Annotated in this window: 26 protein-coding genes; 14 read left to right on the forward strand and 12 right to left on the reverse strand. The window is 65.1% G+C overall.

All coding sequences use genetic code 11. The annotated features are described in order from the left end of the window. The first annotated feature begins 35 nt into the window (after nucleotides 1-35). Nucleotides 36-1,244, forward strand: coding sequence for a hypothetical protein (locus EJA05_RS07220; protein WP_125857782.1), 1,209 nt, complete (start codon nucleotides 36-38; stop codon nucleotides 1,242-1,244). A gap of 109 nt (nucleotides 1,245-1,353) precedes the next feature. Here EJA05_RS07220 and EJA05_RS07225 read toward each other — a convergent pair whose 3' ends face one another. Together EJA05_RS07225 and EJA05_RS07230 are read right to left on the reverse strand one after the other, a co-directional pair. Continuing rightward, the gene (locus EJA05_RS07225; protein WP_046856681.1) at nucleotides 1,354-1,824 is read right to left on the reverse strand and encodes an RNA methyltransferase; all 471 of its coding nucleotides are present in this window, start codon (nucleotides 1,822-1,824) and stop codon (nucleotides 1,354-1,356) included. Between the two features lie 71 nt (nucleotides 1,825-1,895). Beyond that, complete coding sequence (locus EJA05_RS07230; protein ID WP_110992478.1) at nucleotides 1,896-2,261, reverse strand: YajD family HNH nuclease; 366 nt, start codon at nucleotides 2,259-2,261, stop codon at nucleotides 1,896-1,898. A 132-nt stretch (nucleotides 2,262-2,393) separates the two neighbouring features. On the opposite strand from EJA05_RS07230, the gene EJA05_RS07235 reads away from it, so the two are divergent. Next, nucleotides 2,394-2,672, forward strand: a complete 279-nt coding sequence (locus EJA05_RS07235) for a hypothetical protein (protein ID WP_125463066.1) — start codon at nucleotides 2,394-2,396, stop codon at nucleotides 2,670-2,672. On the opposite strand, the gene EJA05_RS07240 is transcribed toward EJA05_RS07235, so the two are convergent. Further along, entirely contained in the window at nucleotides 2,669-3,142 is a 474-nt protein-coding gene (locus EJA05_RS07240) for a cyclic nucleotide-binding domain-containing protein (RefSeq protein WP_125857783.1), read from the reverse strand. The genes EJA05_RS07235 and EJA05_RS07240 overlap by 4 nt on opposite strands. A 159-nt stretch (nucleotides 3,143-3,301) precedes the next feature. Further along, entirely contained in the window at nucleotides 3,302-5,338 is a 2,037-nt protein-coding gene (locus EJA05_RS07245) for a S9 family peptidase (RefSeq protein ID WP_125857784.1), read from the reverse strand. Nucleotides 5,339-5,533: 195 nt separating this feature from the next. Between EJA05_RS07245 and EJA05_RS07250 the strand changes: the two genes are divergently transcribed. Genes EJA05_RS07250 through EJA05_RS07260 form a run of 3 tightly spaced genes read left to right on the forward strand, consistent with a single transcriptional unit; the run spans nucleotide 5,534 to nucleotide 7,364 of the window. After that, nucleotides 5,534-6,043: an MFS transporter gene (locus tag EJA05_RS07250; RefSeq protein WP_125857785.1), complete on the forward strand. Its 510-nt coding sequence runs from the start codon at nucleotides 5,534-5,536 to the stop codon at nucleotides 6,041-6,043. 16 nt (nucleotides 6,044-6,059) lie between these two features. Continuing rightward, complete coding sequence (locus tag EJA05_RS07255) at nucleotides 6,060-6,833, forward strand: class II glutamine amidotransferase (RefSeq protein WP_125463070.1); 774 nt, start codon at nucleotides 6,060-6,062, stop codon at nucleotides 6,831-6,833. Nucleotides 6,834-6,842: 9 nt separating this feature from the next. Continuing rightward, a complete protein-coding gene (locus EJA05_RS07260; RefSeq protein WP_125463071.1) occupies nucleotides 6,843-7,364 on the forward strand; it encodes a DUF2937 family protein in 522 nt (173 codons plus the stop codon). 89 nt (nucleotides 7,365-7,453) lie between these two features. Here EJA05_RS07260 and EJA05_RS07265 read toward each other — a convergent pair whose 3' ends face one another. After that, on the reverse strand, nucleotides 7,454-8,365 hold the full coding sequence (locus EJA05_RS07265) for a LysR family transcriptional regulator (RefSeq protein ID WP_125857786.1): 912 nt from the start codon (nucleotides 8,363-8,365) through the stop codon (nucleotides 7,454-7,456). 128 nt (nucleotides 8,366-8,493) lie between these two features. Here EJA05_RS07265 and EJA05_RS07270 point away from each other — a divergent pair, with 128 nt between their 5' ends. The 4 genes from EJA05_RS07270 to EJA05_RS07285 are packed head-to-tail and all read left to right on the forward strand — an operon-like array spanning nucleotide 8,494 to nucleotide 12,182. Then, nucleotides 8,494-9,780, forward strand: coding sequence for an MFS transporter (locus EJA05_RS07270; RefSeq protein ID WP_125857787.1), 1,287 nt, complete (start codon nucleotides 8,494-8,496; stop codon nucleotides 9,778-9,780). Between the two features lie 10 nt (nucleotides 9,781-9,790). Next, entirely contained in the window at nucleotides 9,791-10,570 is a 780-nt protein-coding gene (locus EJA05_RS07275) for a 5-oxoprolinase subunit PxpA (protein ID WP_125463074.1), read from the forward strand. Then, nucleotides 10,567-11,262: a 5-oxoprolinase subunit PxpB gene (gene pxpB, locus EJA05_RS07280; RefSeq protein ID WP_125857788.1), complete on the forward strand. Its 696-nt coding sequence runs from the start codon at nucleotides 10,567-10,569 to the stop codon at nucleotides 11,260-11,262. Before EJA05_RS07275 ends, pxpB begins: the two co-directional genes overlap by 4 nt. Beyond that, nucleotides 11,259-12,182, forward strand: a complete 924-nt coding sequence (locus tag EJA05_RS07285; protein ID WP_125857789.1) for a 5-oxoprolinase subunit C family protein — start codon at nucleotides 11,259-11,261, stop codon at nucleotides 12,180-12,182. Before pxpB ends, EJA05_RS07285 begins: the two co-directional genes overlap by 4 nt. 104 nt (nucleotides 12,183-12,286) lie before the next feature. Here EJA05_RS07285 and EJA05_RS07290 read toward each other — a convergent pair whose 3' ends face one another. Both EJA05_RS07290 and EJA05_RS07295 read right to left on the reverse strand, forming a co-directional pair. Further along, nucleotides 12,287-13,465 (reverse strand): vWA domain-containing protein, encoded by a 1,179-nt coding sequence (locus EJA05_RS07290; protein WP_125857790.1) that lies wholly within the window; start codon nucleotides 13,463-13,465, stop codon nucleotides 12,287-12,289. Between the two features lie 13 nt (nucleotides 13,466-13,478). Next, entirely contained in the window at nucleotides 13,479-14,324 is an 846-nt protein-coding gene (locus tag EJA05_RS07295) for an AAA family ATPase (RefSeq protein ID WP_110992491.1), read from the reverse strand. A 301-nt stretch (nucleotides 14,325-14,625) separates the two neighbouring features. On the opposite strand from EJA05_RS07295, the gene cysK reads away from it, so the two are divergent. From cysK to EJA05_RS07310, 3 genes are all read left to right on the forward strand, one after another. Then, nucleotides 14,626-15,600, forward strand: coding sequence for a cysteine synthase A (gene cysK, locus EJA05_RS07300; protein WP_125463078.1), 975 nt, complete (start codon nucleotides 14,626-14,628; stop codon nucleotides 15,598-15,600). Between the two features lie 165 nt (nucleotides 15,601-15,765). Further along, nucleotides 15,766-16,701 carry an aspartyl/asparaginyl beta-hydroxylase domain-containing protein gene (locus EJA05_RS07305; RefSeq protein WP_125857791.1) on the forward strand — a complete coding sequence of 312 codons (936 nt, stop codon included), beginning with the start codon at nucleotides 15,766-15,768 and terminating at the stop codon, nucleotides 16,699-16,701. Nucleotides 16,702-17,138: 437 nt separating this feature from the next. Then, nucleotides 17,139-18,020 carry a DMT family transporter gene (locus EJA05_RS07310; RefSeq protein ID WP_125857792.1) on the forward strand — a complete coding sequence of 294 codons (882 nt, stop codon included), beginning with the start codon at nucleotides 17,139-17,141 and terminating at the stop codon, nucleotides 18,018-18,020. 114 nt (nucleotides 18,021-18,134) lie between these two features. On the opposite strand, the gene EJA05_RS07315 is transcribed toward EJA05_RS07310, so the two are convergent. Next, entirely contained in the window at nucleotides 18,135-19,010 is an 876-nt protein-coding gene (locus EJA05_RS07315; RefSeq protein ID WP_125857793.1) for a DMT family transporter, read from the reverse strand. Nucleotides 19,011-19,247: 237 nt separating this feature from the next. Here EJA05_RS07315 and aceK point away from each other — a divergent pair, with 237 nt between their 5' ends. Beyond that, nucleotides 19,248-20,969, forward strand: a complete 1,722-nt coding sequence (gene aceK, locus EJA05_RS07320) for a bifunctional isocitrate dehydrogenase kinase/phosphatase (RefSeq protein WP_125857794.1) — start codon at nucleotides 19,248-19,250, stop codon at nucleotides 20,967-20,969. A gap of 13 nt (nucleotides 20,970-20,982) precedes the next feature. On the opposite strand, the gene EJA05_RS07325 is transcribed toward aceK, so the two are convergent. Both EJA05_RS07325 and EJA05_RS07330 read right to left on the reverse strand, forming a co-directional pair. After that, nucleotides 20,983-21,336, reverse strand: a complete 354-nt coding sequence (locus EJA05_RS07325) for a hypothetical protein (protein WP_125857795.1) — start codon at nucleotides 21,334-21,336, stop codon at nucleotides 20,983-20,985. A 125-nt stretch (nucleotides 21,337-21,461) separates the two neighbouring features. After that, complete coding sequence (locus EJA05_RS07330) at nucleotides 21,462-22,334, reverse strand: DUF6279 family lipoprotein (protein ID WP_125857796.1); 873 nt, start codon at nucleotides 22,332-22,334, stop codon at nucleotides 21,462-21,464. A 274-nt stretch (nucleotides 22,335-22,608) separates the two neighbouring features. On the opposite strand from EJA05_RS07330, the gene EJA05_RS07340 reads away from it, so the two are divergent. Further along, a complete protein-coding gene (locus EJA05_RS07340) occupies nucleotides 22,609-23,445 on the forward strand; it encodes a CvfB family protein (RefSeq protein ID WP_110992498.1) in 837 nt (278 codons plus the stop codon). Here the strand turns inward: EJA05_RS07340 and EJA05_RS07345 are convergent, their stop codons facing one another. After that, complete coding sequence (locus tag EJA05_RS07345) at nucleotides 23,446-23,826, reverse strand: hypothetical protein (protein ID WP_125857797.1); 381 nt, start codon at nucleotides 23,824-23,826, stop codon at nucleotides 23,446-23,448. It lies immediately after the preceding gene. Between the two features lie 246 nt (nucleotides 23,827-24,072). After that, nucleotides 24,073-25,257, reverse strand: coding sequence for an osmoprotectant NAGGN system M42 family peptidase (locus tag EJA05_RS07350; RefSeq protein WP_125857798.1), 1,185 nt, complete (start codon nucleotides 25,255-25,257; stop codon nucleotides 24,073-24,075). Between the last annotated feature and the right edge of the window lie 43 nt (nucleotides 25,258-25,300).

A 25,300-nucleotide genomic window follows, 5' to 3' on the forward strand; every position in this document is an offset into this window, starting at 1 on the left:
GGGCTTTCGTCTCTGGGGAACAAGGAGTTTTCTGTATGCGTCGCCCGCTGTTGCTGCTGCTTGGCCTGCTGGCCAGTTCCCAGGTACTGGCGAAGAAAGTCGACCTCGATTACCAGGTGCGCCTGCTGCCGCAAAGCGGCCAGGCCGAAGTGCGCCTGACCCTGGCCGACGGTAGCGTGGTACGCAGCCTGGACTTTGACCTGGGCCAGAGCGGCGCCTACAGCGACTTCCTTGCCGACGGCCAGTGGCAGGCCCAGGGCGGCCGCGGTGTGTGGCGCCCGGCCCCCGGCAAGACCAGCCTCAGCTACCGGGTACTGCTCGATCAGGCGCAGCCTGGCGCCAGCCATGAGGCCCGGATCACCGCGCATTGGGCGTTGCTGCGCGGTGAGCAGCTGGTGCCGCCGGCGCGCCTTGACCAGCAGGACGGTACCGAACTGGTGGCGCGCCTGACCTTCGAGTTGCCCGCCGGCTGGAAGAGCGTGGAAACCGCCTGGCCGCGCATCGGCCGACAGAAATTCCGAATCGACGATGTTTCGCGCCTGTTCGACCGCCCCACGGGCTGGATGCTCGCCGGCAACCTCGGCAGCCGCCGTGCGCGCCTTGGCGAGACCGAGGTCACGGTTGCCGCGCCGCAGGGGCAGGGCATGCGCCGCATGGATACGCTGACCCTGCTGACCTTCGTCTGGCCGCAACTGCAGGCGGTGTTCCCGCGCAACCCGCCCAAGCTGCTGCTGGTCGGCGCCCGGGACGGCATGTGGCGCGGCGCCCTGGCCGGGCATAACTCGCTGTACCTGCACAGCGGCGCGCCGCTGATCAATGACAGCGGCGCCAGCCCGCTGCTGCGCGAAGTGGTGCAACTGTTCGCGCAGATCAACGACCGCGATGGCAGCGACTGGCTCGGCGAGAGCCTCACCGACTATTACGCCACCGAACTGCTGCGCCGGGCAGGCGGCATCAGCGATGACCGCTACCAGGCCTTGCAGGCCCGCTTGCACAAGCAGGGCGCCAAGGTGACTCAGCTCAAGGGCGCCAAGGCCGACGCCGCGCAAGTCGCCCGCGGGGTGTTGCTGTTGCAGGCGCTGGACCGCGAGATCCGCCTGCACAACCACGACAAGCGCTCGCTGGACGATGTGGCGCGGGCGCTGATGCGCCTGTCCAGCGTGAGCACCGAAGAGTTCGTGCAGATCAGCGAGAACGTGCTCGGGCGCCAGTCCGAGGTGTTGCAGAGCAAGCTGCTGCGCTAGAGTGAACTGGTCAAGTAATTTTGGACACCGGTTAAGGTTCATGCCGGCTCCCACAAGGTCCACGAAAACCCTGTGGGAGCCGGCTTGCCGGCGACAGGGCCAGACCTGCTTACTTGAACTTCGGCCCCGACCGGGTATTCAAGCCCTTGGCCATGCGGTCATACAGCACCACATTCACCGTCGCCGCCAGGTTCATGCAGCCCTGGGTCGGAATATAGATGGTCTCTTCGCACCACCCCCGCACATCCTCGCTCAGCGAGCCATCCTCAGGCCCGAAGATGTAGATCGCCCGATCCGGGTGGGTGTACTCCGGCAGCGGCCTGGCACCGTCCACCAGCTCCACCGCCACGGGCGTGCAACCCAGCGGGATGATGCGTTGCAGGTCGTCGATGCCGATCAGCGGAATGTCGTAGTGCACGCGCTTGGTGTCGGTGACGAAGTCGCGGGCGCGCTCGTAGCGCTTGCCGGTGTAGAACACCGAATTGACCCCGTAACAGCCTGCCGCACGCATCACCGAACCGACGTTCTCGGCGGATTTGGGGTTGAACAGGCCGATGCAGCTGTACCGTTTGTTCGCCACGAGTCGGGCCCTTCGCAAAAAAGAGCGCGATTATACGGGGTCGCCGACTCGGCGGGGGCGGGAATCGACGTTCAGTCTTTCTTCAGCAGGCTGGCCAGCCCGGCGAACGGGTTATGGGTGGCCACGGCGGTTTTCGGCGAGCTCAGCGAGCCCTCGCTGAAATACTGCTGGTCGGTGTAGCGCGAATGCTCGTTGTCGTGGCAGTACAGGCACAGCAGTTCCCAGTTCGAGCCGTCCTGGGGGTTGTTGTCGTGGTTGTGGTCACGGTGGTGCACGGTCAGTTCCGACAGGCGCTTGCCGGAGAACTCGCGGGTGCAGCGGCCGCACACGTGGGGGTACATCTTCAGCGCCTTGTCGCGGTAGCCCATTTCCTTGTCGCGCTTGGCGTCGGCGAGGATGCGGTCGAGGCGGGCGGTGGCAGCGGAGGTGGAGCTCATGGTGTTACCTTTTTTCTGATCAGGCGAATGACGGTTATAGCGTCGAGTCTAGCGCGCCTGTGGCGTCAGCGGACAGGCAAAAACGCTCGGATCGGCCTAGCCTGTAGCAAGGTTCCCGACAGGAGGTGGCAGATGTTGCATGCGATCCTCGCCGCGCTGCTGAGCGCCGCCACCCCCATGGCCGATGCCGCCGGCCAGCAAGCCGGCTCCCTCACGCCCGCGCCCGGTGCGCCCGGCACGGCGACCCCCACGCCGTATCCGCAGATCACTCCGAGCACGCCGCCCAAAGCCGGCGCCAACCGCCCCGGCGCACCGCTGTTACCGCCCATGCCGGTGCCAGGGCCGCCGAAGGATCAGCCATTGCCTGGGTTGAACCAGGACCCGCCGAAAGCCCCGGGCAAAAACGACTAGACCTGGCGCGCCAGGTTTTGCCCGTCCTGCATGCGCAAGCGCTTGGACAACGCCACCGCCAGGGCGCGGATGATGCGTGCGGCGATGCGCGGCGCGTCCATCAGCATCTTTTCCAGTGAGTCCTTGCCCAGGGTGAGCAATTGGCAATCGCTGGCCGCGACACAGGTGGCCGAGCGCCGCTCACCGTCGAGCACGGCCATTTCGCCGAAGGCACGGCCCTTGCGCAGGGTGGCGATCTCCACCAGGGCGCCGGCGGAGTCGGTCTTGCGTACCGAGACCACGCCGCGGTGCAGGATGCACATGAACGTGCCGGCGTCGCCTTCGCTGAAAATGGTCTGGCCTTCGCTGATCGCGGTGAGGCTGAAATAGCCGGCGGCGGCAAGGTAGTCGCCGGGTTGCAGGGTGTCGAACTGGCCGCAGTCCATGAGCATGTCGCGGATTTCGGCGTTGAGGTGGGATTGGTCGGGCATGTGTTGTTCTTCTTCGAATGTCTTGATCCCTGTGGGAGCGGGTTCACCCGCGAATGCCGCAGTGGCTTCACTGACGCTTTCGCGGGTGAACCCGCTCCCACAAGGGCCGTTTCACCTTCATGTCGGGTGACCGAACCCTATGACAACCAAAAACGCGTTTTACACCACGCCCAGCTCATTGAAGACGAACGCATATTCCAGCGCCACGTCGCGCAGCCCCTGGTAACGCCCGCTCATGCCGCCGTGGCCAGCACCCATTTCGGTCTTGAGCAGCAGCAGGTTGCTGTCGGTCTTGCACGTGCGCAGGCGCGCCACCCACTTGGCCGCTTCCCAGTACTGCACGCGGCTGTCGTTGTAGCCGGCGATCACCAGCATGGCCGGGTAGGCCTGCTGCTTGACGTTCTCGTACGGGGCGTAGCCCTTGATTCGCGCGTACACCTCGGGCTCTTCGGGGTTGCCCCATTCGTCGTACTCGGTGACGGTCAGCGGCAGCTCCGGGTCGAGCATGGTGTTGAGCACGTCGACGAACGGCACTTCGGCGATGGCGCAGCGGAACAGCTCCGGGCGCAGGTTGAGCACCGCGCCCATCAGCAGCCCGCCGGCGCTGCCGCCGCTGATGGCCAGGCGTTCGGAGGAGGTGATGCCCTCGTTGATCAGGTGTTCGGCGCAGGCGATGAAGTCATCGAAGCTGTTGTGCTTGTGTTCCTGCTTGCCGGCCCGGTACCAGGCCTCGCCCAGCTCGCCACCGCCGCGCACATGGGCGATGGCGAAGGCCACGCCGCGCTCCAGCAGGCTCAGGCGGGCATGGGAGAACCAGGGGTCGAGGCTTTCGCCGTAGGCGCCGTAGCCGTACAGGTAGAGCGGCACGGTCTTGTCCAGATCGACACGCCGGCGCACCAGGCTGATCGGCACGCGGGTGCCGTCCTTGGCCACTGCCCACAGGCGCTGGCTGACATAGTCGTCGGCATCGAAAGCGCCCAGCACCGGGGTCTGCTTGAGCACGGCCTGCTCGCCCGTGGCCAGCTCCAGCTGGCGCACCTGGGCCGGGCGGTTGAGGGCCTCGTAGCGCAGGCGGATGCGCGTGCTGGCGAACTCCAGGCTGTCCTGCACGTATAGGCTGTAGGCGGCATCCGGCAGTTCCACGCGGTAGGCCGGCAAGCCTTGCGGGCGCACCTCGATGATCGGCAGGCCGCCTTCGCGCAGGCTCAGGCTCAGGGCCGAAGCGTTGAGGCTTACGCCTTCGAGCATGATGTCGTCGCGGTGCGCGACCAGCAGCTGCCAGTCGGCGCGGGTCGGTACCTGGTCGGCCGGGGCGTGGTACAGGGCGAAGTTGATGCCGTCCTGGTTGCTGCGGATGAACCAGCGCCACTGGCCGTCGAGCTGGCCGTGGTCGGGGAAGTATTCGTGGCCTTCGACCCGTGGCGCCAGGCAGGTGAACGCAGCCTGCGGCGTGGCGGCGTCCAGCACCCAGGCCTCGCTGGTGGTCTTGCTGTTGAGCAGCAGCACCAGCTGGCGCTCGGAGCTGGCGCGGTAGCAGTGCAGGAAGAAGCGCCCGTCGGGCTCTTCGAACACGCTCAAAGCATCGGCCTCGCCGAGGGTGTGGCGGCGCAGGCGCCAGGGGCGGTGGGTGTCGTCCAGTTCGGCGAAGAACAGCGTCTGGCTGTCGTTGGCCCAGGTCATGCTGCCGTCGCAATCGTCGAAGGGCAGGGTGGTCAGCGCGCCGTTGGCCAGGTCCTTGACGTACAGGGTGTAGATCTCGTCGCCGCTGGTGTCGAGGCTGTAGGCCAGCAGGCGGTGGTCGGGGCTGACGTTGAATGCGCCGAGGGCCAGGAAGCCGCCATTGGCCAGGGCGTTGGGGTCGAGCAGCAGTTCTTCGCGGCTTTCATCCACCGTGTTGCTGTCATCCGCAGGGCGCGGGCAGCGGTAGTGGCGCGGGTATTCGTCACCGGCGGTGGTACGGGTGTAGTACAGGTAGGGGCCCCAGGGCGAGGGCAGCGACAGGTCGGTCTCGAGGATACGGCCCTTGATCTCTTCGAACAGCTGTTCGCGCAAGCTGGCCTGGTCGGCCAGGCAGGCCTCCTGATACGCGTTTTCCGCGTTCAGGTAGGCCAGTACCTCGGGGGTGTCGCGATCTTGCAGCCAGGCGTAGGGGTCGGTGCCGGGGGCCTGGTGGGCGACGGGGGGCATGATTGGCATTCGGTGTCTCATGATTGAAGGCAGCCTGTGCCGGCCATTTCGCGGGTAAACCCGCTCCCACAGGTTATGCGTAATCCCTGTGGGAGCGGGTTTACCCGCAAAGCAGCCGACGCGGTTCCTGAATGGGAGAGGGGGCGCCTGCGCCGGTAAAAGTGTTTATCATAGGCGTCTCTTTGCCTGGCATGCACGAACACCATGACCGAACACGACTATCTGTTGGCCTGGGGCCTCTACGCCGTCGCCGCCCTGGGTTGCCTGCTGGTGGCCTGCAAGCTCACCGGCTGGATGTGGCGCTGGCTGCGCGAGCCGCTGTGGGTGATCGTCGCCGTGCTGCTGTTCAGCCCGACCATCGTCGACCCGGTCAAGGACAGCTTCGCCCCGGCCATCGCCATCACCGCGCTGGACCTGGCCTTCAAGGTCGGCAACAACGCCTGGCGCGCCGCCTCGGACCTGGCCATGTACGGCATGATCGCCTTCGCCCTGTACCTGGTCTTCGTGCTGATCCGCTGGCCGCTGGAAAAACGCGCCGGCGAGCGACGTGCCCTGCGTGAGGCCGCGGCCCAGCGCCAGGCCAAGGAAGATGACGAGGCGCCGGCCCTGGCCCCGGTGGCCGCCGACCGCAACGACCGTTACCGCGATGACCCGCCACCTGCTCCCGTGCGCCGTTCCGGCCCGGCCCAGGGCCGCGTAGAACCCCGTCTGTAAGCCAGGAGCCGCGAGCATGTGCGAACTGCTGGGCATGAGTGCCAATGTCCCCACCGATATCGTCTTCAGTTTCACCGGCCTGATGCAGCGCGGTGGCCGCACCGGCCCGCACCGCGACGGCTGGGGCATCGGGTTCTACGAAGGGCGCGGCCTGCGCCTGTTCCAGGACCCGGCGGCGAGCAGCGAGTCGGAGGTGGCCAATCTGGTGCAGCGCTACCCGATCAAGAGCGAAGTGGTGATCGGCCATATTCGCCAGGCCAACGTTGGCCGGGTGTGCCTGTCCAACACCCATCCGTTCGTGCGCGAGCTGTGGGGCCGCAACTGGTGCTTCGCGCACAATGGCCAGTTGGGCGAGTTCAGCGGCCAACGCACCTTCTATCGCCCGATCGGCGACACCGACAGCGAAGCGGCCTTCTGCGACCTGCTCAACCGCGTGCGCGAGGCCTTCCCCGAGCCGGTCGAGGTCGAGCAGCTATTGCCGGTGCTGGTCGAGGCCTGCGCCGAATACCGTGGCAAGGGCGTGTTCAACTGCCTGCTCAGCGACGGCGACTGGCTGTTCTGTTTCTGCTCCACCAAGCTGGTGCACATTACCCGCCGCGCGCCTTTCGGTGCTGCACGCTTGAAGGATGTCGACCTGATCGTCGATTTCCACACGCAAACCACCCCCAACGACGTGGTCACGGTGATCGCCACTGAAGCCTTGACCGAGAACGAGACCTGGAACCGCTACGAGCCGGGCCAATGGGCCCTGTGGCGCCACGGTGAGTGCGTCGCCCACGGCCAGAGCTAAGGACGCTCCATGTTCAGAAGTTACCTGCGCTTGCTGTTGTTCACGTTCGGCCTGCTGGCCGGTATCCAGGTGCCCGGGCTGGTCAAGGACTACAGCCAGCGGGTCGAGGCGCACCTGCTGGAATCGCGCCAGGCGCTCGACGGCTTCCGCCAGACTGCCCAGCGTTTCTTCAACGGCGACCTGCAGGCGCTGGTGCAGCATTACCGCAGCAGCGACGACCCGGTGTTCAACAGCGATGCCAACAGCATCGAAAGCCTGCTGATCCGTAATCAGTTGCTGGAGCACGAGTGGCAGGCGCTGCAAGGCTCGTGGGTGAGCCGCACCTGGCATGTGCTGGTGCAGCCGGAACCGGCGCTGCGTGAAGAGACGCTCAAGGGCTACAGCTACCAGATCCTGCTGGTGCCCGAGGCGATCGGCTGGGGGATTGGCGCCGGGTTCGTGCTGGCGTTCGTGGTCGAGAGCCTGTTGCTGCTGGTCGGCTGGGTGATCCTGGGTGGTCGGCGCAAGGTGGTCAAAGAGAGCTGGCGCTAGCCCTCGCCAGCCCAATCGCGGGGCAAGCCCGCTCCCACAGGTGAACACACTGCATGCGTGGGAGCGGGCTTGCCCCGCGATAGGGCCCTTCAGACCAACACAATCCGCTGCCCCCCCACATCCCGCGCATAGCGCTCCAGCACCTGCCGGCAAACCCCCACCACCTCGTCCACCAGCGCCACCCCGGTCTGCCAGGCCACCACCAGCTCCAGGCTCGGCGGTGGCTGCAACCCCTCCAGCAGCACCAGTTCACCCCGGCTCAACTCGCTGTCCACCAGCGCCGGCGGCAGCGCGCCGATGCCAAAGCCATCGCGCAGCAAGCGGGTGATCGCCGCCACCGAGTTCACGCAGTTCAACCGCGGCGCCTCGGCCCCGGCCCCCTGCAACAGGCTGAGCACCTCCTGGTGAGGCCGTGAATTCTTCGAGAAGGTGACGATGCGTTCGCGGCCCAGTTCAGCCAGCGACCCATAGTCACGGTGGTGGATGGAGCCTGCGGCAACGATCCAGCCCATGGGGTAACGCGCCAGGTCCAGGCTGCGGATCGACGGCTCGCGCAGCAGGTCGGTCTGCAGGATCACGTCGAGAAAGCCCTTGTGCAGCTGTTCGCGCAGGTTCAGCGCGGTGTCGGCCACCAGTTCGATCTCCACCTGCGGATAGCGCTCGGAAAGCTCCGCCACCAGCGCGCTCATCCAGGTGTGGATAACCGTGTCCATCACCCCCAGGCGAATCCGCCCGGTCTTGGCCCGGTCGCTGTCCAGCGACTGCTTCATGGCCTTGGCGGTGTCGAGCATGCGTTCGGCGTATTCGAGCACCTTGCTGCCCTCGGGCGTCAGGCTGACCCCGCGCGAGTCGCGCAACAGCAGTTTCACCCCAAGGTCGGCCTCCAGCGCGGCGATGCGGCTGGACACCGAGGCCTGGGTGGTGAACAGCTTCTCGGCGGTGAGGCGGAAGCTCTTGAGCCGGGCGACCCAGACGAAGGTTTCGAGGAAGCGAAGGTTCATGATCAGTTTTTCTTGTTCCAGACCGGCGGATTTTCTCGTTGGACGCTTGAGGCGCTGGCTCTGAACATGGCAGCCAGGCCGCGACCTCGACGTCGCCCGTAAAACAATACCAACAAGCCGAGGCATACATGAACCCGACCGGCGTGCAGCAGCAGGCCCCCGCCCGATCCTCGAGCGGCCCCTTCGCCTGGTACCGCGACATCGACTCCCAGCAACGACGCACCTTCTGGAGCTGCAAGATCGGCTATGGCCTGGATGGCATGGACACCCAGATGCTCAGTTTCGTCGTGCCCACCCTGATCATGCTCTGGGGCATCAGCACCACCGAGGCCGGGTTGATCCATACCAGCACGCTGATCGCCTCGGCCCTGGGCGGCTGGATCGCCGGCATCCTTTCCGACCGCATCGGCCGGGTGCGCACCCTGCAACTGACGGTGCTGTGGTTCGCCTTCTTCACCTTCCTCTGCGGTTTCGCCCAGAACTACGAGCAACTGCTGATCGCCCGCACCCTGATGGGCTTCGGTTTCGGCGGCGAATGGACCGCCGGCGCGGTGCTGATCGGCGAGGTGATCCGCGCCCAGGACCGTGGCAAGGCGGTGGGCATGGTGCAGTCGGGCTGGGCCATCGGCTGGGGCCTGACCGCCATCCTCTATGCGCTACTGTTCTCCTGGCTGCCGCCTGAACAAGCCTGGCGCGCGCTGTTCCTGCTCGGCCTGCTGCCGGCGCTGTTCGTGATCTTCGTGCGCCGCCTGGTCAAGGACCCGGAGGTCTATCGCCAGGCCAAGGCCGCAGAAACCGTCGCCGAACCCTCGCACTTCTACGAGATCTTCGCCCCCGGCATGCTCTGGATTACCGTGCGCGCCTCGCTGCTGACCACCGGCGCGCTGGGCGGTTACTACGCCATCACCTCGTGGCTGCCGACTTTCCTCAAGAACGAACGCGGCCTGAGCGTGCTCGGCACCGGCGGCTACCTGGCGACGGTGATCGTCGGCTCCTACATTGGCTACGTGGTCAGCGCGTACCTGTCTGATCTGCTGGGGCGCAAGAAGAACTTCATCCTGTTCGCCGTGGGTTCGTTCATCATCGTGCTGCTCTACACCCAACTGCCGGTCAGCAATGACGTGATGCTGTGGCTGGGCTTGCCGCTGGGCTTCTTCGCCTCGGGCATCTTCAGCGGCATGGGCGCCTTCCTCACCGAACTGTTCCCCACCCGTATCCGCGGCTCGGGGCAGGGCTTCTGCTACAACATCGGCAAGGTCTTCGCGGCGTTGTTCCCGCTGCTGATCGGCCTGCTCAGCCAGAAAGTCCCCCTGGGGCTCGGCATTGGCGCCTTCGCCGCGGTGTCCTATGGCGTGGTGATCCTGGCAGCGCTGAGCCTGCCGGAAACCCGCGGCAAACAACTGCTGGCACGCTAAGGTAGGCAGCATGAACATCGACACGGGAATCAGCCAAGTGAAACGCCTGCTACTCAATTGCGACATGGGCGAGAGTTTCGGCAGCTGGCGCATGGGCCTGGATGCCGAGGTGATGCCGTACATCGATTGCGCCAACATCGCCTGCGGCTACCACGCCGGCGACCCGGGCACCATGCGCCGCACGGTGGCCCTGGCGCTGGAGCATGGCGTGACCATTGGCGCGCACCCGGCCTACCCGGACCTGGTGGGCTTCGGTCGGCGCTCCATGGCCTGCAGCAGCGAGGAGATCCGCGACCTGCTGCACTACCAGATCGGCGCGCTGGATGGCATCTGCAAGGTGCAGGGCAGCCGGGTGGCCTACATCAAGCCCCATGGCGCGCTGTACAACGACATGATGGCCGACCCGCAAAAGCTGCGTGCCGTGCTCGAGGCCGTGGCCGCCTATGACGGCAACCTGCCTTTGATGCTCATGGCCACTGCTGACAACAGCGCCGCCCAGGCCCTGGGCGACGAAATCGGCGTGCCGCTGTGGTTCGAAGCCTTCGCCGACCGTGCCTACACCGCCAGCGGTCACCTGGTGTCGCGGCGCCTGCCGGGCGCGGTGCACCACGACCCGGCGCTGGTGGTCGAGCAGGCATTGCGCCTGGCCCGGGGTGAAGCACTGGTGGCTGATAACGGCAGCGCTGTAGGGCTGAACGCCAGCACCCTGTGCGTGCATGGCGACAACGAAAGCTCGGTGGCCGCCGTACGCCAGATCCGCCAGGCCCTCGACGCGCTGGAGCTGCCATGACGCCGCGTATCGAGGTGGTGGCGTTCGACAGCCTGATGGTGCGCCTGTTCGACCGTATCGATGAGGCCAACATGCCCTGGATTCTCGCCGCCAGCCAACGCCTGCGAGCGGTGTTCGGCGCGCAGCTGATCGACTTGGTGCCGTCCTATACCACGCTGATGGTGCAGTTCGACCTGGCACCGAACGAAGCGCGCCAGCGCATTGTGCAAGCATTCGAGGGGTTGCAGCCGGACCCCGGCAGCGCCGGGCGGCGCCACGAGATCCCGGTGTGGTACCACGCCAGCGTCGGCCCTGAATTGCCACTGCTGGCCGCCCGCAGCGGGCTGAGTGAAGCCGAGGTGATCAGCCTGCACAGCGGTCGCGATTATCCGGTATTTGCCTTGGGATTCGCCCCTGGCTTCGGCTTCATGGGCCTGGTCGATGAGCGCCTGGCCAGCCCGCGCCTGAGCACCCCGCGCAAGCGCGTGGCGGCGGGCAGCGTGGGCATCGCCGAACGCCAGACGGCCGCTTACCCTGCGGTATCGCCGGGCGGCTGGAACCTGATCGGGCGCACGCCGGTGCGCCTGTTCGACCGTGAGCGCGAAGGCTACAGCCTGCTGCAGCCGGGCGACCGGGTACGTTTTGTGGCGGTGGACCGCCGTGAATTCATCACCTTGGGCGGCGACGACAGCCCGTTGGAGGCCCAGGCATGAGCCAGTTGCGGATCGAGGCCAGCACCGCGCTGTGCCTGTTGCAGGATGCCGGGCGTTTCGGTGTGCGCCACCTGGGTGTGACCCAGGGCGGGGCGTTGGATTGGGTGGCCATGCGTTGGGCCAACTGGCTGCTGGGCAACGACCTGGACAGCGCCGTGGTCGAGATCGCCCTGGGCGGTTTCAGCGTGGTCGCCGAACAGGATTGCGTGCTGGCGTTGGCCGGTGCCGACCTGGATGCGCATATCGATGAGCGGCCAGTGGCGCCTTGGCGCAGCTTCAGGCTGGGCAAGGGGCAGCAGTTGAGCTTGCGCCAGCCGCGTCAGGGCGTGCGGGCTTATCTGGCGGCGCCCGGCGGATTCGCGGGTGAGGTGGTGCTGGGCAGTTGTGCGACGGTGGTGCGCGAAGCCTTGGGTGGCTTGGATGGGCAGGGCCGGGCGTTGCTCAAAGGTGAGGTGTTGCACGCGGGTGCTGCCATCGCGGGGCAAGCCCGCTCCCACGTGCCTGAAACGGTGCGCCCGGTGTATGACGAGAAGCCCCTGCTGGACCTGGTAATGGGCGCGCAGATTGGCGACTTCAGCGGTACCAGTTTGTTCGAGGCGTTCAATCGTGACTGGACATTGGACAGTCGCGCCGATCGCATGGGCATTCGCCTGTTGGGGTCGCAGCTGGTGTACCAGGGGGCGCCGATGATTTCCGAGGGCATCCCGCTGGGCGCTGTGCAGGTGCCGCCGGACGGGCAGCCGATCGTGCTGCTCAATGACCGGCAGACCATTGGCGGCTATCCGCGGCTGGGCGCGTTGACGCCGCTGGCCCTGGCGCAACTGGCGCAGTGCCTGCCGGGGGCGGTGGTGCGGTTCCGGGCGGTGGTGCAGGATGAGGCGTGGCGGGAGCAGCAGGTGTACTTGCGCAGGTGGGGTTGAGTCTGCCGGCCTCATCGCGGGGCAAGCCCGCTCCCACGCCATTTCCACGAGAGTATGGCGTGGGAGCGGGCTTGCCCCGCGATGGGGTCAGTCCAGTCAATTCATCACTTGGAGAGGTAACGCATCCCGTCTTCCAACCCCTGCAAGGTCAGCGGATACATCTTGTCCTCGATCAGGTCGCGCACCAGGTGGGTTGACGCCGTGTAGTCCCAGGCCTGCTTGGGGTACGGATTGATCCAGATGACCTTCTTGAACTTCTCCATGAAGCGCTGGATCCACACATACCCGGCTTCTTCGTTCCAGTGCTCGACGCTGCCACCCGGCTGGGTGATCTCGTAGGGGGCCATGGCGGCGTCGCCAACGAAGATCACTTTGTAATCGTCGCCGTACTTGTGCAGCAGGTCGAAGGTGGCGAAACGCTCCGAGGTGCGGCGCAGGTTGTTCTTCCACACCGACTCGTAGACGCAGTTGTGGAAGTAGTAGTACTCCAGGTGCTTGAACTCGGTCTTGCAGGCCGAGAACAGCTCTTCGCACACCTTCACATGGGCATCCATCGAGCCGCCGATGTCGAACAGCAACAGCAGCTTCACCGTGTTGCGCCGCTCGGGGCGCATCTGGATGTTCAACAGCCCCGCGTCACGGGCGGTGTGGTCGATGGTGCCGTCGATATCCAGCTCTTCGGCGGCGCCTTCACGGGCGAACTTGCGCAGGCGGCGCAGCGCCAGCTTGATGTTGCGGGTGCCCAGCTCGACCTGGTCGTCGAGGTTCTTGTACTCGCGCTGGTCCCACACCTTCACCGCCTTGCCCTGGCGCTTGCCGGCCTCGCCGACGCGAATGCCCTCGGGGTTGAAGCCGCCCGAGCCGAACGGGCTGGTGCCGCCGGTGCCGATCCACTTGTTGCCGCCGGCGTGGCGTTCCTTTTGCTCTTCGAGGCGTTTCTTGAATTCCTCGATCAGCTTGTCCAGGCCGCCCAGGGACTGGATCTGCGCGCGTTCCTCGTCGCTCAGCGAGCGTTCGAACTCCTTGCGCAGCCAGTCCTCGGGGATCAGAGCCTCGATGTGCCGGTCGAGGTTATCCAGGCCCTTGAAGTAGGCGGCGAAAGCGCGGTCGAACTTGTCGAAATGGCGTTCGTCCTTCACCAGGATGGCCCGGGCGAGGTAGTAGAACGCGTCCATGTCGGCGAACACCACGCCCTTCTGCAGGGCGTGGTGCAGGTCGAGCAGCTCGCGCACCGACACCGGCACCTTGGCCGCGCGCATTTCATTGAACAGGTTGAGCAGCATGGCCCGGCTCCTGTCAGCGGTTGCCGCGCCGGCTCATGAAGGCCAGGCGCTCGAGCAGTTGCACGTCCTGCTCGTTCTTGACCAGGGCCCCGGCCAGCGGCGGGATGGCCTTGGTCGGGTCGCGTTCACGCAGTACCGCTTCACCGATGTTGTCGGCCATCAGCAGCTTGAGCCAGTCGACCAGTTCGGAGGTGGAGGGCTTTTTCTTCAGGCCCGGCACCTTGCGCACGTCGAAGAACACGTCCAGCGCCTCGCTGACCAGCGACTCGCTGATCTTCGGGTAGTGCACATCGACGATGCGCTGCAGGGTGTCGCGGTCGGGGAAGGCGATGTAGTGGAAGAAGCAGCGGCGCAGGAAGGCGTCGGGCAGCTCCTTTTCGTTGTTGGAGGTGATGATGATGATCGGGCGCTGCTTGGCCTTGATGGTCTCGTCGGTCTCGTAGACGTAGAACTCCATCTTGTCGAGCTCTTGCAGCAGGTCGTTGGGGAACTCGATGTCGGCCTTGTCGATCTCGTCGATCAGCAGGATCACCCGCTCCTCGGCCTCGAAGGCTTCCCACAACTTGCCCTTTTTCAGGTAGTTGCGCACATCGTGGACTTTGTCGGTGCCCAGCTGCGAGTCGCGCAGGCGGCTGACCGCGTCGTACTCGTAGAGGCCCTGATGGGCCTTGGTGGTCGACTTGATGTGCCAGGTGATCAGGCGCGCACCGAACGAGGCGGCCAATTGCTCGGCGAGCATGGTCTTGCCGGTGCCGGGCTCACCCTTGACCAGCAGCGGGCGCTCCAGGGTGATGGCCGCGTTGACCGCCAGTTTCAGGTCGTCTGTGGCGACGTAGTCGCGGGTGCCTTCGAACTTCATGAACCGATCCTCTGGGGTGGCCTGTGCCGGCCCTTCGCCGGCAAGCCGGCTCCCACAGGTACGGCGCAATCGCTGTGGGAGCCGGCTTGCCGGCGATAGGGCCGGTAGAGACAACACATGTTTGTATTTTGTCAGCGACTATAACCCCAGCCCCGACGCCTGCAAACGCAGACCCGGTATTCAGTCCCTGAATGGTCCGTCACGACCGGCCGCCCGGCAGGCGCGATCAGGCTTTACGCTCCCCCGTTGCAGGCTTACCCTGATGTTTTTCCCCGCTCTTTCATGTTCAAGGACACCTGCCATGAGCCGTATCTACGCAGACAACGCCCACTCCATCGGCAACACGCCGCTGGTGCAGATCAACCGCATCGCCCCGCGCGGCGTGACCATCCTGGCCAAGACCGAAGGGCGCAACCCTGGCTACTCGGTGAAGTGCCGGATCGGCGCGAACATGATCTGGGACGCCGAGAGCAGCGGCAAACTCAAGCCGGGCATGACCATCGTCGAGCCCACCTCGGGCAATACCGGCATCGGCCTGGCCTTCGTGGCCGCCGCCCGCGGCTACAAGCTGATCCTGACCATGCCGGAGTCGATGAGCCTGGAGCGGCGCAAGGTGCTCAAGGCGCTGGGCGCCGAGCTGGTGCTGACCGACAAGGCCAAGGGCATGAAGGGCGCCATCGAGAAGGCCAACGAGATCGTCGCCTCGAACCCTGCGCAGCACTTCCTGCCGGGCCAGTTCGACAATCCGGCCAACCCGGCCATCCACGAGAAGACCACCGGCCCGGAAATCTGGAACGACACCGATGGCGCGGTGGACGTGCTGGTGGCCGGCGTCGGCACCGGTGGCACCATCACCGGGGTGTCGCGCTACATCAAGCACACCCAGGGCAAGGCGATCCTGTCGGTGGCGGTGGAGCCGGTGAACTCGCCGCTGATCAGCCAGACCCTGGCCGGCGAGGAACTCAAGCCCACCCCGCACAAGATCCAGGGCATCGGCGCCGGCTTCGTGCCGAAGAACCTCGACCTTTCGATTGTCGACCAGGTGGAGACGGTGACCGAGGAGGAGTCCAAGGCCATGGCCATTCGCCTGATGCAGGAGGAGGGCATCCTCTGTGGCATCTCCTGTGGCGCGGCGATGGCGGCGGCGGTGCGCCTGGCGGAAAAACCGGAAATGCAGGGTAAGACCATCGTCGTGATCCTGCCTGACTCCGGCGAGCGCTACCTGTCCAGCATGCTGTTCAGCGACATGTTCAGCGAGCAGGAAAACCAGCAGTAAGCGGCAAAGTAAGCGGCAAGTTGCAAGCCTCAAGCGGCAAGATCACGGCCTGCGTTGACGCAGATCAGCTTGCCGCTTACGGCTAGGAGCTTGCAGCTCCCCCGGAGGGGGTTATCATGTCCGGCTATTCGGGGATGGCCAGATTTCCCCTCCAAGGAGTGTTGCATGACCTTTTCCTTTGTCGCCAAGGCCGGTGTGTTGCTGGTCTTTTTCGGCAGCGTGCTGTTCGTACACCTGCGCGGCAAGGCGCGTCTGCCGGTGCTGCGCCAGTTCGTCAACCATTCGGCGCTGTTCGCCCCGTACAACAGCCTGATGTACCTGTTCTCCGGCGTGCCTTCCAAGCCGTACCTCGACCGCCAGCGCTTCCCTGAACTGGACGTGCTCAAGGACAACTGGCAAACCATCCGCGAAGAGGCCATGCGCCTGTTCGACGAGGGTTACATCAAAGCCGCAGAAAAGGACAACGACGCCGGTTTCGGCTCGTTTTTCAAGAAGGGCTGGAAGCGTTTTTACCTCAAGTGGTACGACAAAGCGCTGCCGTCGGCCGAGGCGCTGTGCCCCAAGACCGTCGAACTGGTCAACAGCATTCCTAACGTCAAAGGTGCGATGTTTGCCCTGCTGCCCGGCGGCAGCCATCTGAACCCGCACCGTGACCCGTTTGCCGGTTCGCTGCGCTATCACCTGGGCCTGTCCACCCCCAACTCGGACAACTGCCGCATCTACGTCGACGGCCAGCCCTACGCCTGGCGCGATGGCGAGGACGTCATGTTCGACGAGACCTTCGTGCACTGGGTGAAGAACGAGACCGAGATGACTCGGGTGATCCTGTTCTGCGATGTTGAGCGCCCGCTCAACAGCCCGTTGATGACCCGCATCAACCGCAAGGTCAGCGCCTTCCTCGGCCGTGCCACCGCACCGCAGAATACCGACGACGAGCGTGTCGGCGGGATCAACCAGGCGTATGCCTGGAGCAAGCGTTTCAGCAATGTGATCAGCTCCCGCGTGAAGCAGTTCAAGCGTGCCAATCCCAAGGCCTACCGTGTGCTGCGGCCAGTGCTGGCGGTGCTGGTGGCCGTCGCGCTGTACCGCTGGTTGTTCTGATTTATCCGTTGCTTGCCAGGGCCCCATCGCCGGCAAGCCGGCTCCCACAGTGAATCGCATGACCCTGTGGGAGCCGGCTTGCCGGCGATGGGGCCCTGTTGCCCAGCCAAAGAATTGCCGTTATATTCCGAAACATTCACTTCTCCAGCAGACCTGCTCATGCCAGCCATCCCTTCCACCACTGCTTACGTTCTCGCGCCTGTCGCGGGCGTGGTTGTGCGTGGCAGCCAGCAGCCGGCCATGATCAGTCATTACCCACCACCACCTGTCAGTGGCGTCGTAGGCGGCGTAGCTCCGCCTCCTTGCGTGGTCGTACTGGGCTGATCGGCTTCTGGCCGCATCCCCAGCGCACGCAAGCTACTGAACACGGTCGGCTATCCCTCGATACGCGATAGAACCGCCCGTACGGCTTTCCTTGCCCATACAGGTGGCAATACATGTCTGTTTTCAACAAAGCATCCGTGGCCTCGGCGGCCACCACCAGCCTGTTCGTCCTGCTGTGGAGCAGCGGGGCGATCGTCTCCAAGCTTGGTCTGGCCCAGGCCAGCCCCTTCGCCTTCCTGTTGCTGCGCTCGGCGCTGGCTCTGGCCGGGCTGTTGCTGATCGGCCCGTTGCTGGGGTTGCGCTGGCCGCATAGCCGGGGTGGCATTCTGCGCGCCCTGGGTACCGGCTGCGTGCTGCTCGGCGCGTACCAGATCTTCTACCTGCTGGCGCTGAACACCCACGTCACCCCCGGCGTCATGGCCACAGTGATGGGCGTGCAGCCAATCCTCACCGTGGTCCTGATGGAGCGTAGGCGTTCCTGGAGCCGGCTGTTCGGCCTTGGCTTGGGCCTTGGTGGGCTGGTGATGGTGGTCTACCAGGGCATCAACCTGGGTGGCGTCTCGTTGCTCGGGATGCTGTTCGCCTTGCTGGCGCTGGCCAGCATGACCTGCGGCTCGATCCTGCAGAAGCGCATCACCGACAACCCCATGGGTACCTTGCCATTGCAGTACCTGGCAGGTTTTGCCCTGTGCGCGCTGTTCGCGCCGTTCCAGCCGTTGCAGGTGGCGTGGAATGCCAGCTTCCTCGGCGCGCTGCTGTGGATGGGGCTGGTGGTCTCGTTGCTGGCCACGCTGCTGCTGTACCGGCTGATTGCGCGGGGCAACCTGGTCAATGTCACCAGCCTGTTCTACCTGGTGCCGGCGGTGACGGCGGTGATGGATTTCATCATCTTCGGTAACCGCCTGGCGCCGCTCAGCCTGCTGGGCATGGGGCTGATCGTGGTCGGGCTGCTGTTTGTGTTCCGCAAGCCGGCGTTGCGTACAGCGCAGGCCTGACGCCAGTGGGAGCGGGCTTGCCCCGCGATGCGTCGTCCGATCTGACGAAATCGCGGGGCAAGTCGCAACGGCGCACCGCCGCTCCCACGCTACACAGCTCCCACGCTGCCCGGTTCACTGCCGGGTAGGGCGCAGCACCAGCCACAGTGCCGCGCCAATCAGCACCCCGCCGTACAGGTGTGCCATCGACAGTGGCTCGTCCAGCAGCCACGCCCCCCACAGCACGCCGAACACTGGAATCAGGAAGGTCACGGTACTGGCCTTGACCGGCCCGATCTCGTCCAGCAAGCGGAAGTACAGGATGTAGGCGAACGCGGTGCACAGCAGGCCCAGGCCCAGCAGCGACAACCACACCTGCCAACCGCCCCAGCTGGCTGGCGGTTGGCTGAGGGCGCTCCAGGTGAACAGCGGGCTGAGCAGCAGCGTCGCGCCGAGCATGCTGCCCAGGGCCGACAGGCGGCTATCCAGGCCGCTGATCCAGCGCCGGGCGAGGAAACCGGCGAAGCCATAGCAAGTGGTCGCCGCCAGGCAGGCCAGAGCGCCTTGCAGCAGGGCCAGGTCCAGCGCCGCAGGCCCTGCGCCGCTGAGGATGCCGACGCCGAACAGGCCCAGGAATATCCCGCACAGCTTGGCCAGTGTCATCGGCTCACGGAAGCACAGCGCGCCGATCAGCACACCCATCAGTGGCGTGGTGGCGTTGAAGATCGCCGAATAGCCGGCCGGCAGCACCTGCGCTGCCACCGAATAGAAGGTCGCCGGGATGCCGGAGTTGATCATGCCCAGCACCAGGCAGGCGCCCAGCTTGCCGTTGAAGTCCCAGCGCACCCGGGTAGCGGCGAGGATCGCGATCAGCCCAAGGCAGGCGATCGACACCCGGAAGAACGCGGTCGGCACGGTGCCGAGTTCCGGGGCGATGATGCGCATGAACAGGAAGCTCGCCCCCCAGACAGCGGCGAGGGTCAGCAGGCGGGCTAGGGCGATGGGGCTCACGGGGGTCTCCGGCAGTGGGGCAGGGGCGCGAGTGTACGTCACGGGCCTTGGCGATTCTTGTGCTTTCTTGCTCAGTGATTGCGTGCGGCCCATCGCGGGGCAAGCCCGCTCCCACGCCACACACCACACACGCGGGAGCGCGTGGGAGCGGGCTTGCCCCGCGATGGGCCGCACGGTCTTCCGTAAACCCTGCAGGCGACTAAGCTCTTTAACTCACCTTGATTCGAGGCCCCGCGCATGACCCAACCCTGGCCCGCTGCCGACATCGCCCGCGTGATCCTCGAGGGCTTCGACGACTACCGCGAGCATTTTCGCCGCATCACCCTGGGCGCCCGCGAGCGTTTCGAGCAGGCGCGCTGGCAGGACATCCAGCAAGCGGCTGCGGCCCGTATCAACCTCTATGAAGAAAAGGTCGCCGAGGCCAACGGCAGGTTGCGCCAAGGGTTCCAGGCGCCGGTGCTGCTGGACGTGGAGCAGTGGCCGCTGGTGAAGAGCGCTTACATCCGCCTGATCGACCCGCGCCTGGACGATGAACTGTCCGAAACCTGGTACAACTCACTGTTCTGCAGCCTGTTCAGCCATGACCAGATCAGCGACGGTTGCATGTTCATCCACACCACCCGGCCTTCGATGCGCAGCCACGAGCGCGCGGCGCAAACCTGCACTTACCCGCTCCAGGGTGGGCTGAAGGGGTTGTTGCGGGCGATCTTCGCCGATTATGCATTCAACGAGCCCTACGGCGATCTGGAGGGCGACCTGACACGGCTGGAGCAGCAACTGCGCGAGAGCCTGCCCGACTGGGTGTGCAAGGACCCGGCGCTGGCCGTGGAGCTGTTCACCCCGGTGCTGTACCGCAACAAGGGCGCCTACCTGGTCGGGCGCCTGCACACCGTCGACGAGCAATGGCCGCTGGTGATCCCGCTGCTGCACCGCGAAGGGCATGGCATCGAGGCCGACGCGCTGATCACCGATGAGGCCGAGGTGTCGATCATCTTCTCCTTCACCCGCTCGTACTTCATGGTCGATGTGCCGGTACCGGCGGAGTTCGTCAACTTTCTCAAGCGCATCCTGCCGGGCAAGCACATCGCCGAGCTGTACACCTCGATCGGCTTCTACAAACACGGCAAGTCGGAGTTCTACCGCGCGCTGATCGGCCACCTGGCGCGCAGCGATGACCGTTTCATCATGGCCCCGGGGGTACGGGGGATGGTGATGAGCGTGTTCACCCTGCCGGGCTTCAACACCGTGTTCAAGATCATCAAGGACCGCTTTTCGCCCTCAAAGACCGTGGACCGTGCCACGGTGATCGACAAGTACCGCTTGGTGAAAAGCGTCGATCGCGTCGGGCGCATGGCCGATACCCAGGAGTTCGCCGATTTTCGCTTCCCCCAGGCCAAGTTCGACCCCGAATGCCTTGCCGAACTGCTGGAGGTTGCGCCCTCCACCGTGGCCCTCGAAGGTGACACGGTATTGATCCGCCACTGCTGGACCGAACGGCGCATGACCCCGCTCAACCTGTACCTGGAGCATGCCAGCGAGGCGCAGGTGCTGGAGGCGCTGGAGGATTACGGGCTGGCGATCAAGCAACTGGCGGCGGCCAATATCTTCCCGGGCGACATGCTGCTGAAAAACTTCGGTGTCACCCGTCATGGCCGGGTGGTGTTCTACGACTACGACGAAATCTGTTTCCTTACCGAGGTCAACTTCCGCCATATCCCGCCACCGCGCTATCCGGAGGACGAAATGTCCGGCGAGCCGTGGTATTCGATCGGCCCCCACGACGTGTTCCCCGAGGAGTTCCCTCCGTTCCTGTTCGCCGACATGGGCCAGCGGCGTTTGTTCAGCCGCTTGCATGGCGAGCTGTATGACGCCGATTACTGGAAGGGGCTGCAGGAGGCGATCCGGGCGGGGAAGGTGATCGATGTGTTTCCGTATCGGCGCCGGGATCGCAAGCCGTGAGAGTGCCGGCGGGTCAGAGCATTCTGAGCAGCAGATGGGCGCCTGCCTTCAGGTATTCGACTTGTGCAATCAACGCATCGCGCACGATGGCTGCGCCTGTGTCGCTGAGTTCGGTTTTCATAGCTTGCAGAACCGACAGCTGTAACAGGTGCATGGTCACGTCCATGGCGTTCATGTAGGCGGTGAGGTTGCTGTTTGGAGTGCCGAGCAGGTTGATCAGCCGCTCGATGCGTTCATCGGCGTCCCTGGCGATGGCGCGATACTCCTGCAGGTTCACCGTGCCGTCCGCATGGATGGTGCTGAGCAAGTGTTCAAGCGAGCCTGAGTTGAATGGGTTGCGCTCTGCTTTTGTGGTGTGGTCGTTCATGGGTTGTCCTCTAGGAAGCCGTGTTAGGTAACCGTGGCGGTTGCCACAACACGCAGTCTGCCTAGCCCCAGGGCCCAGGTTGCGGTACATGATTGCGACATTGCACGGGCAGAACGTGGTATGCGCTAGCGGGACGCGGCTGTCTTCAGGCACTTCAGCTCACTGAAGTCTGCCCGTACCTGGCCCAGGCGTTGTTGCAGGAACGTGCGCTGTTGCGGGCTGCTTTGTTTCATCAAGTCCACCAGCAGGCTGCGGGCTTGCAGTTCGGTATTCTGGAACGCGGCTCGGTATTCTGGCGTCCACAGACTCTCCTTGCGCTGCAGCAGCTGTGCCAGCCGTGGCTCGAAGCCGGGCGAGGCACGCTGGTCCATCACCAGCACCAGCTGCTGCTGCCAATGGGCGCGGTTGGCGATCGCTGCACGGTTCTGATCGCCCAGCGCCTGGGACCAGCTCAATACCCGCAAGCGCTGTTCGGGGGTGAGCTCTCCCAGCCAAGGTTCAAGGCGCTTCTGCATGCGGGTTGCACGCTGTTCGATCTGTTTGGGCAACGGCGTCTGGGCATAGGCTTGCCGGCGTTTGTCGATGTCCTGGCGAAACGCCTGGCGCATCTCGGCCACCTGGGCGTCGCTCATGCCACGCAGCAGCTCGCTGGCGGAGGGGGTGATCTGCTCGGCGACCCTCCCGATCGCCTGGCGTGCCTCGGCAGTGCGCTGTTGCAGGGTCGCATCGGTAACGTTATCGCTGGCGACCATCCCTTGCACCCGGTCGAGCCAGTCGAGGTAGCCGGGCAGTTGGGTCTTGCAGTGCCAGGCCAGTTGTTCCTTGAGCCGTTCGTCGAGCAGGCGCTTCTGTTCGCGGTTCATGTCCAGGTAATCGCCCAGCGACCACGGCACCAGGCGGTCGAGGTTGCGGTAGGCCAGGTCGATGCGGTTGCAGGCTACCAGCACCAGGGCCAGGGCAACGACGATGAGCAGGGCTTTGGTCAGGCGTACAGGCATGAGCGAATCCTTGCAGGGACTGGCCAGGCGGTAGACGCAAAGGGTGCGCGGCGGTTCCGGCGCATGTGCGTTCGGACGGCCGGGCGGGTCAGGTGTTAGGTTTTGTACGAAAAGTGTCTGCGCGACGATCATGCTGCGTTGAAAACAGGCTCGGAATGCTCATTTACAACCCGTAAACTCCGCTTCCTCGCCTGTTTTCGCCTTGCCTGATCGCCGCTCGACGACTTTTTGTACAAACCCTAGAATAGCCGCCTTGTCTTGAGGATCTTCACAAATGGCTCTGCTTGGGCGCTACAACAGTTTGCAAATCGTGAAACACGTGGAATTCGGCCTGTACCTGGACGGCGGCGCCGATGGCGAAATCCTGCTGCCACGGCGCTACTTCCCCAAGGGCGCAGAGCTGGAACTCGATGACTGGCTCAACGTGTTCATCTACCTGGACAGCGAAGACCAGCTGATCGCCACCACCGAGAAGCCGAAAATGCAGGTGGGCGAGTTCGCCAGCCTCAAGGTCAAGGACATCAACGGCGCGGGCATCTTCCTCGACTGGGGCCTGTCCAAGGACCTGCTGATGCCGTACTCGGAAGAGTCGCGGCCGCTGAAGATCGGCGACTACTGCGTGGTCCACGCCTACCTGGACAAGCGCACCCGCCGCATCACCGCCACCGCCAAGCTGGATCGCTACCTGGACAACGCCCCGGTCGACTACAAGGTCGGCCAGCCGGTCGAGCTGCTGGTGGCCGGCGAAACGCCGATGGGCTTCAAGGCGATCATCAACAACCGCCACTGGGGCCTGATCCACAAGAACGAGGTGTTCAAGTTCCTGCGTTCAGGCATGCACGAGAAGGGTTTCATCAAGGAAGTGCGCCACGACGGCAAGATCGCCCTGAGCCTGCAGCCGGTGGGCGAAGCGCTGGCCGACGGCCTGCAAGAGCAGATCATGCAGCGCCTGGAAGCGGCTGGTGGCGTGCTGCCGGTGTGCGACAAGAGCGACCCGGCGGTGATCAGCCAGATGTTCAACGTCAGCAAGGGCAACTTCAAGAAGGCCATTGGCGCGTTGTTCAAGCAGGGCAAGATCGTCATCCATGACGACCGGATCGAGCGGGCCTGATCAGGCCTGCACGAAGGTGCGGAAATCCAGTTGCTCGCCACCCGGGCGGGTGTCGCGCAGCAGCGAATCGCGGTCGGCGCTCAGCGCCAGGCTGATGGTGGAGCGGCGCTTGCCGGGGTGGCGTACTTCCATCTGCTCCTGGTGAGCACGGAGGAAGTTGACCGGCACCTTCAGGTGCTGCAGTTCGTCGGTTTCCGGGGTGTGCAGCAACAGGTTGACCCAGTCGGGCTGGCCTTTGCGCAGCAGTGCCACCGGCACTTCGAACCACCACAGGTTGCGCTTGGTGTCGAGGATGGCGAACAGGGTGTTGTCGCTGTCGAGTACCGGGCGGGCCAGCGCTTCGTTGCGCCGGGCGATGGCGGTGGGTTTGTTGATTTTCATGCAGGATCCTGCGGATTGACGCCAGAAAGGCCTGACATTGTGCGGGGTGGCGCAGGGCGGGGCAAGGTGTGCGATGCGCATTGGCCGCTCCGGCAGTGGGTGTGCAAGTCCACTTAGTGGGCGCAACTGTCTTGTATTGCCTGCACTGGCCTCATCGCTGGCAAGCCAGCTCCCACATTAAGGATGGCGCGGTCCATGTGGGAGCCGGCTTGCCGGCGATGAGGCCCGTGCAGACATCACAAAACCTCAACCTTTGTTACCCACCAGGCTATCCACCGCCGGCACCCGGGTGTCGCTTTCCATCTGTGCATCGTGCTCCAGCTGGTGGCTGAAGCGCTCCAGCGAGGCGTTGGCCGGCTGCGAATCGCTGGCGAACACCGGCGGGCTCAACAGGTAGCCGCAGAGCAGCCGGCTGAGGGCCGCCAGGCTGTCGATATGGGTGCGCTCGTAGCCGTGGGTGGCATCGCAACCGAAGGCCACCAGGGCGGTGCGGATGTCGTGGCCGGCGGTCACCGCCGAATGAGCGTCGCTGAAGTAGTAGCGGAACAGGTCGCGGCGCACCGGCAGGCCCTGGTCGCCAGCCAGCTTCAGCAGGTGGCGCGACAGGTGGTAGTCGTAGGGCCCGGACGAGTCCTGCATGGCCACGCTCACCGCATGTTCGCTGGAGGCCTGGCCGGGGGCCACCGGAGCGATGTCGATACCGACGAACTCGCTGACATCCCAGGGCAGGGCGGCGGCAGCGCCCGAGCCGGTTTCCTCGGTGATGGTGAACAGCGGGTGGCAGTCGATCAATGGCTGCCGGCCGCTTTCCACCACCGCCTTGAGCGCTGCCAGCAGCGCCGCCACGCCGGCCTTGTCGTCCAGGTGACGGGCGCTGATATGGCCACTTTCGGTGAACTCCGGCAGCGGGTCGAAGGCGACGAAATCACCGATGGCTATGCCCAGCGCTTCGCAGTCGGCGCGGGTGGTGCAGTAGGCGTCCAGGCGCACTTCCACGTGTTCCCAACTGATCGGCATCTGGTCGATGGCGGTGTTGAAGGCGTGCCCGCTGGCCATCAGCGGCAGCACGCTGCCGCGGTACACGCCGGTATCGGTGAACACGCTGACCCGGCTGCCTTCGGCGAAGCGGCTCGACCAGCAGCCCACGGCCGCCAGCGCCAGCCGGCCGTTGTCCTGCAGCTGGCGCACGCTGGCGCCGATGGTGTCCAGGTGCGCGCTGACGGCTCGGTCCGGCGAGCTCTGCCGGCCCTTGAGCGTGGCGCGGATGGTGCCGCGACGGGTCAGTTCGAAGGGGATGCCCAGTTCGTCCAGGCGTTCGGCGACATAGCGCACGATGGTGTCGGTGAAACCGGTGGGGCTGGGGATGGCGAGCATTTCCAGCAGGACTTTCTTCAGGTAGTCGAGATCGGGTTCGGGGTGTCGTTCAGTCATGGGTACTCCTTGGTTCCTGTGCCGGCCTCTTCGCGGGTAAACC

Source organism: Pseudomonas oryziphila, from assembly GCF_003940825.1.
GTDB classification, from domain to species: domain Bacteria; phylum Pseudomonadota; class Gammaproteobacteria; order Pseudomonadales; family Pseudomonadaceae; genus Aquipseudomonas; species Aquipseudomonas sichuanensis.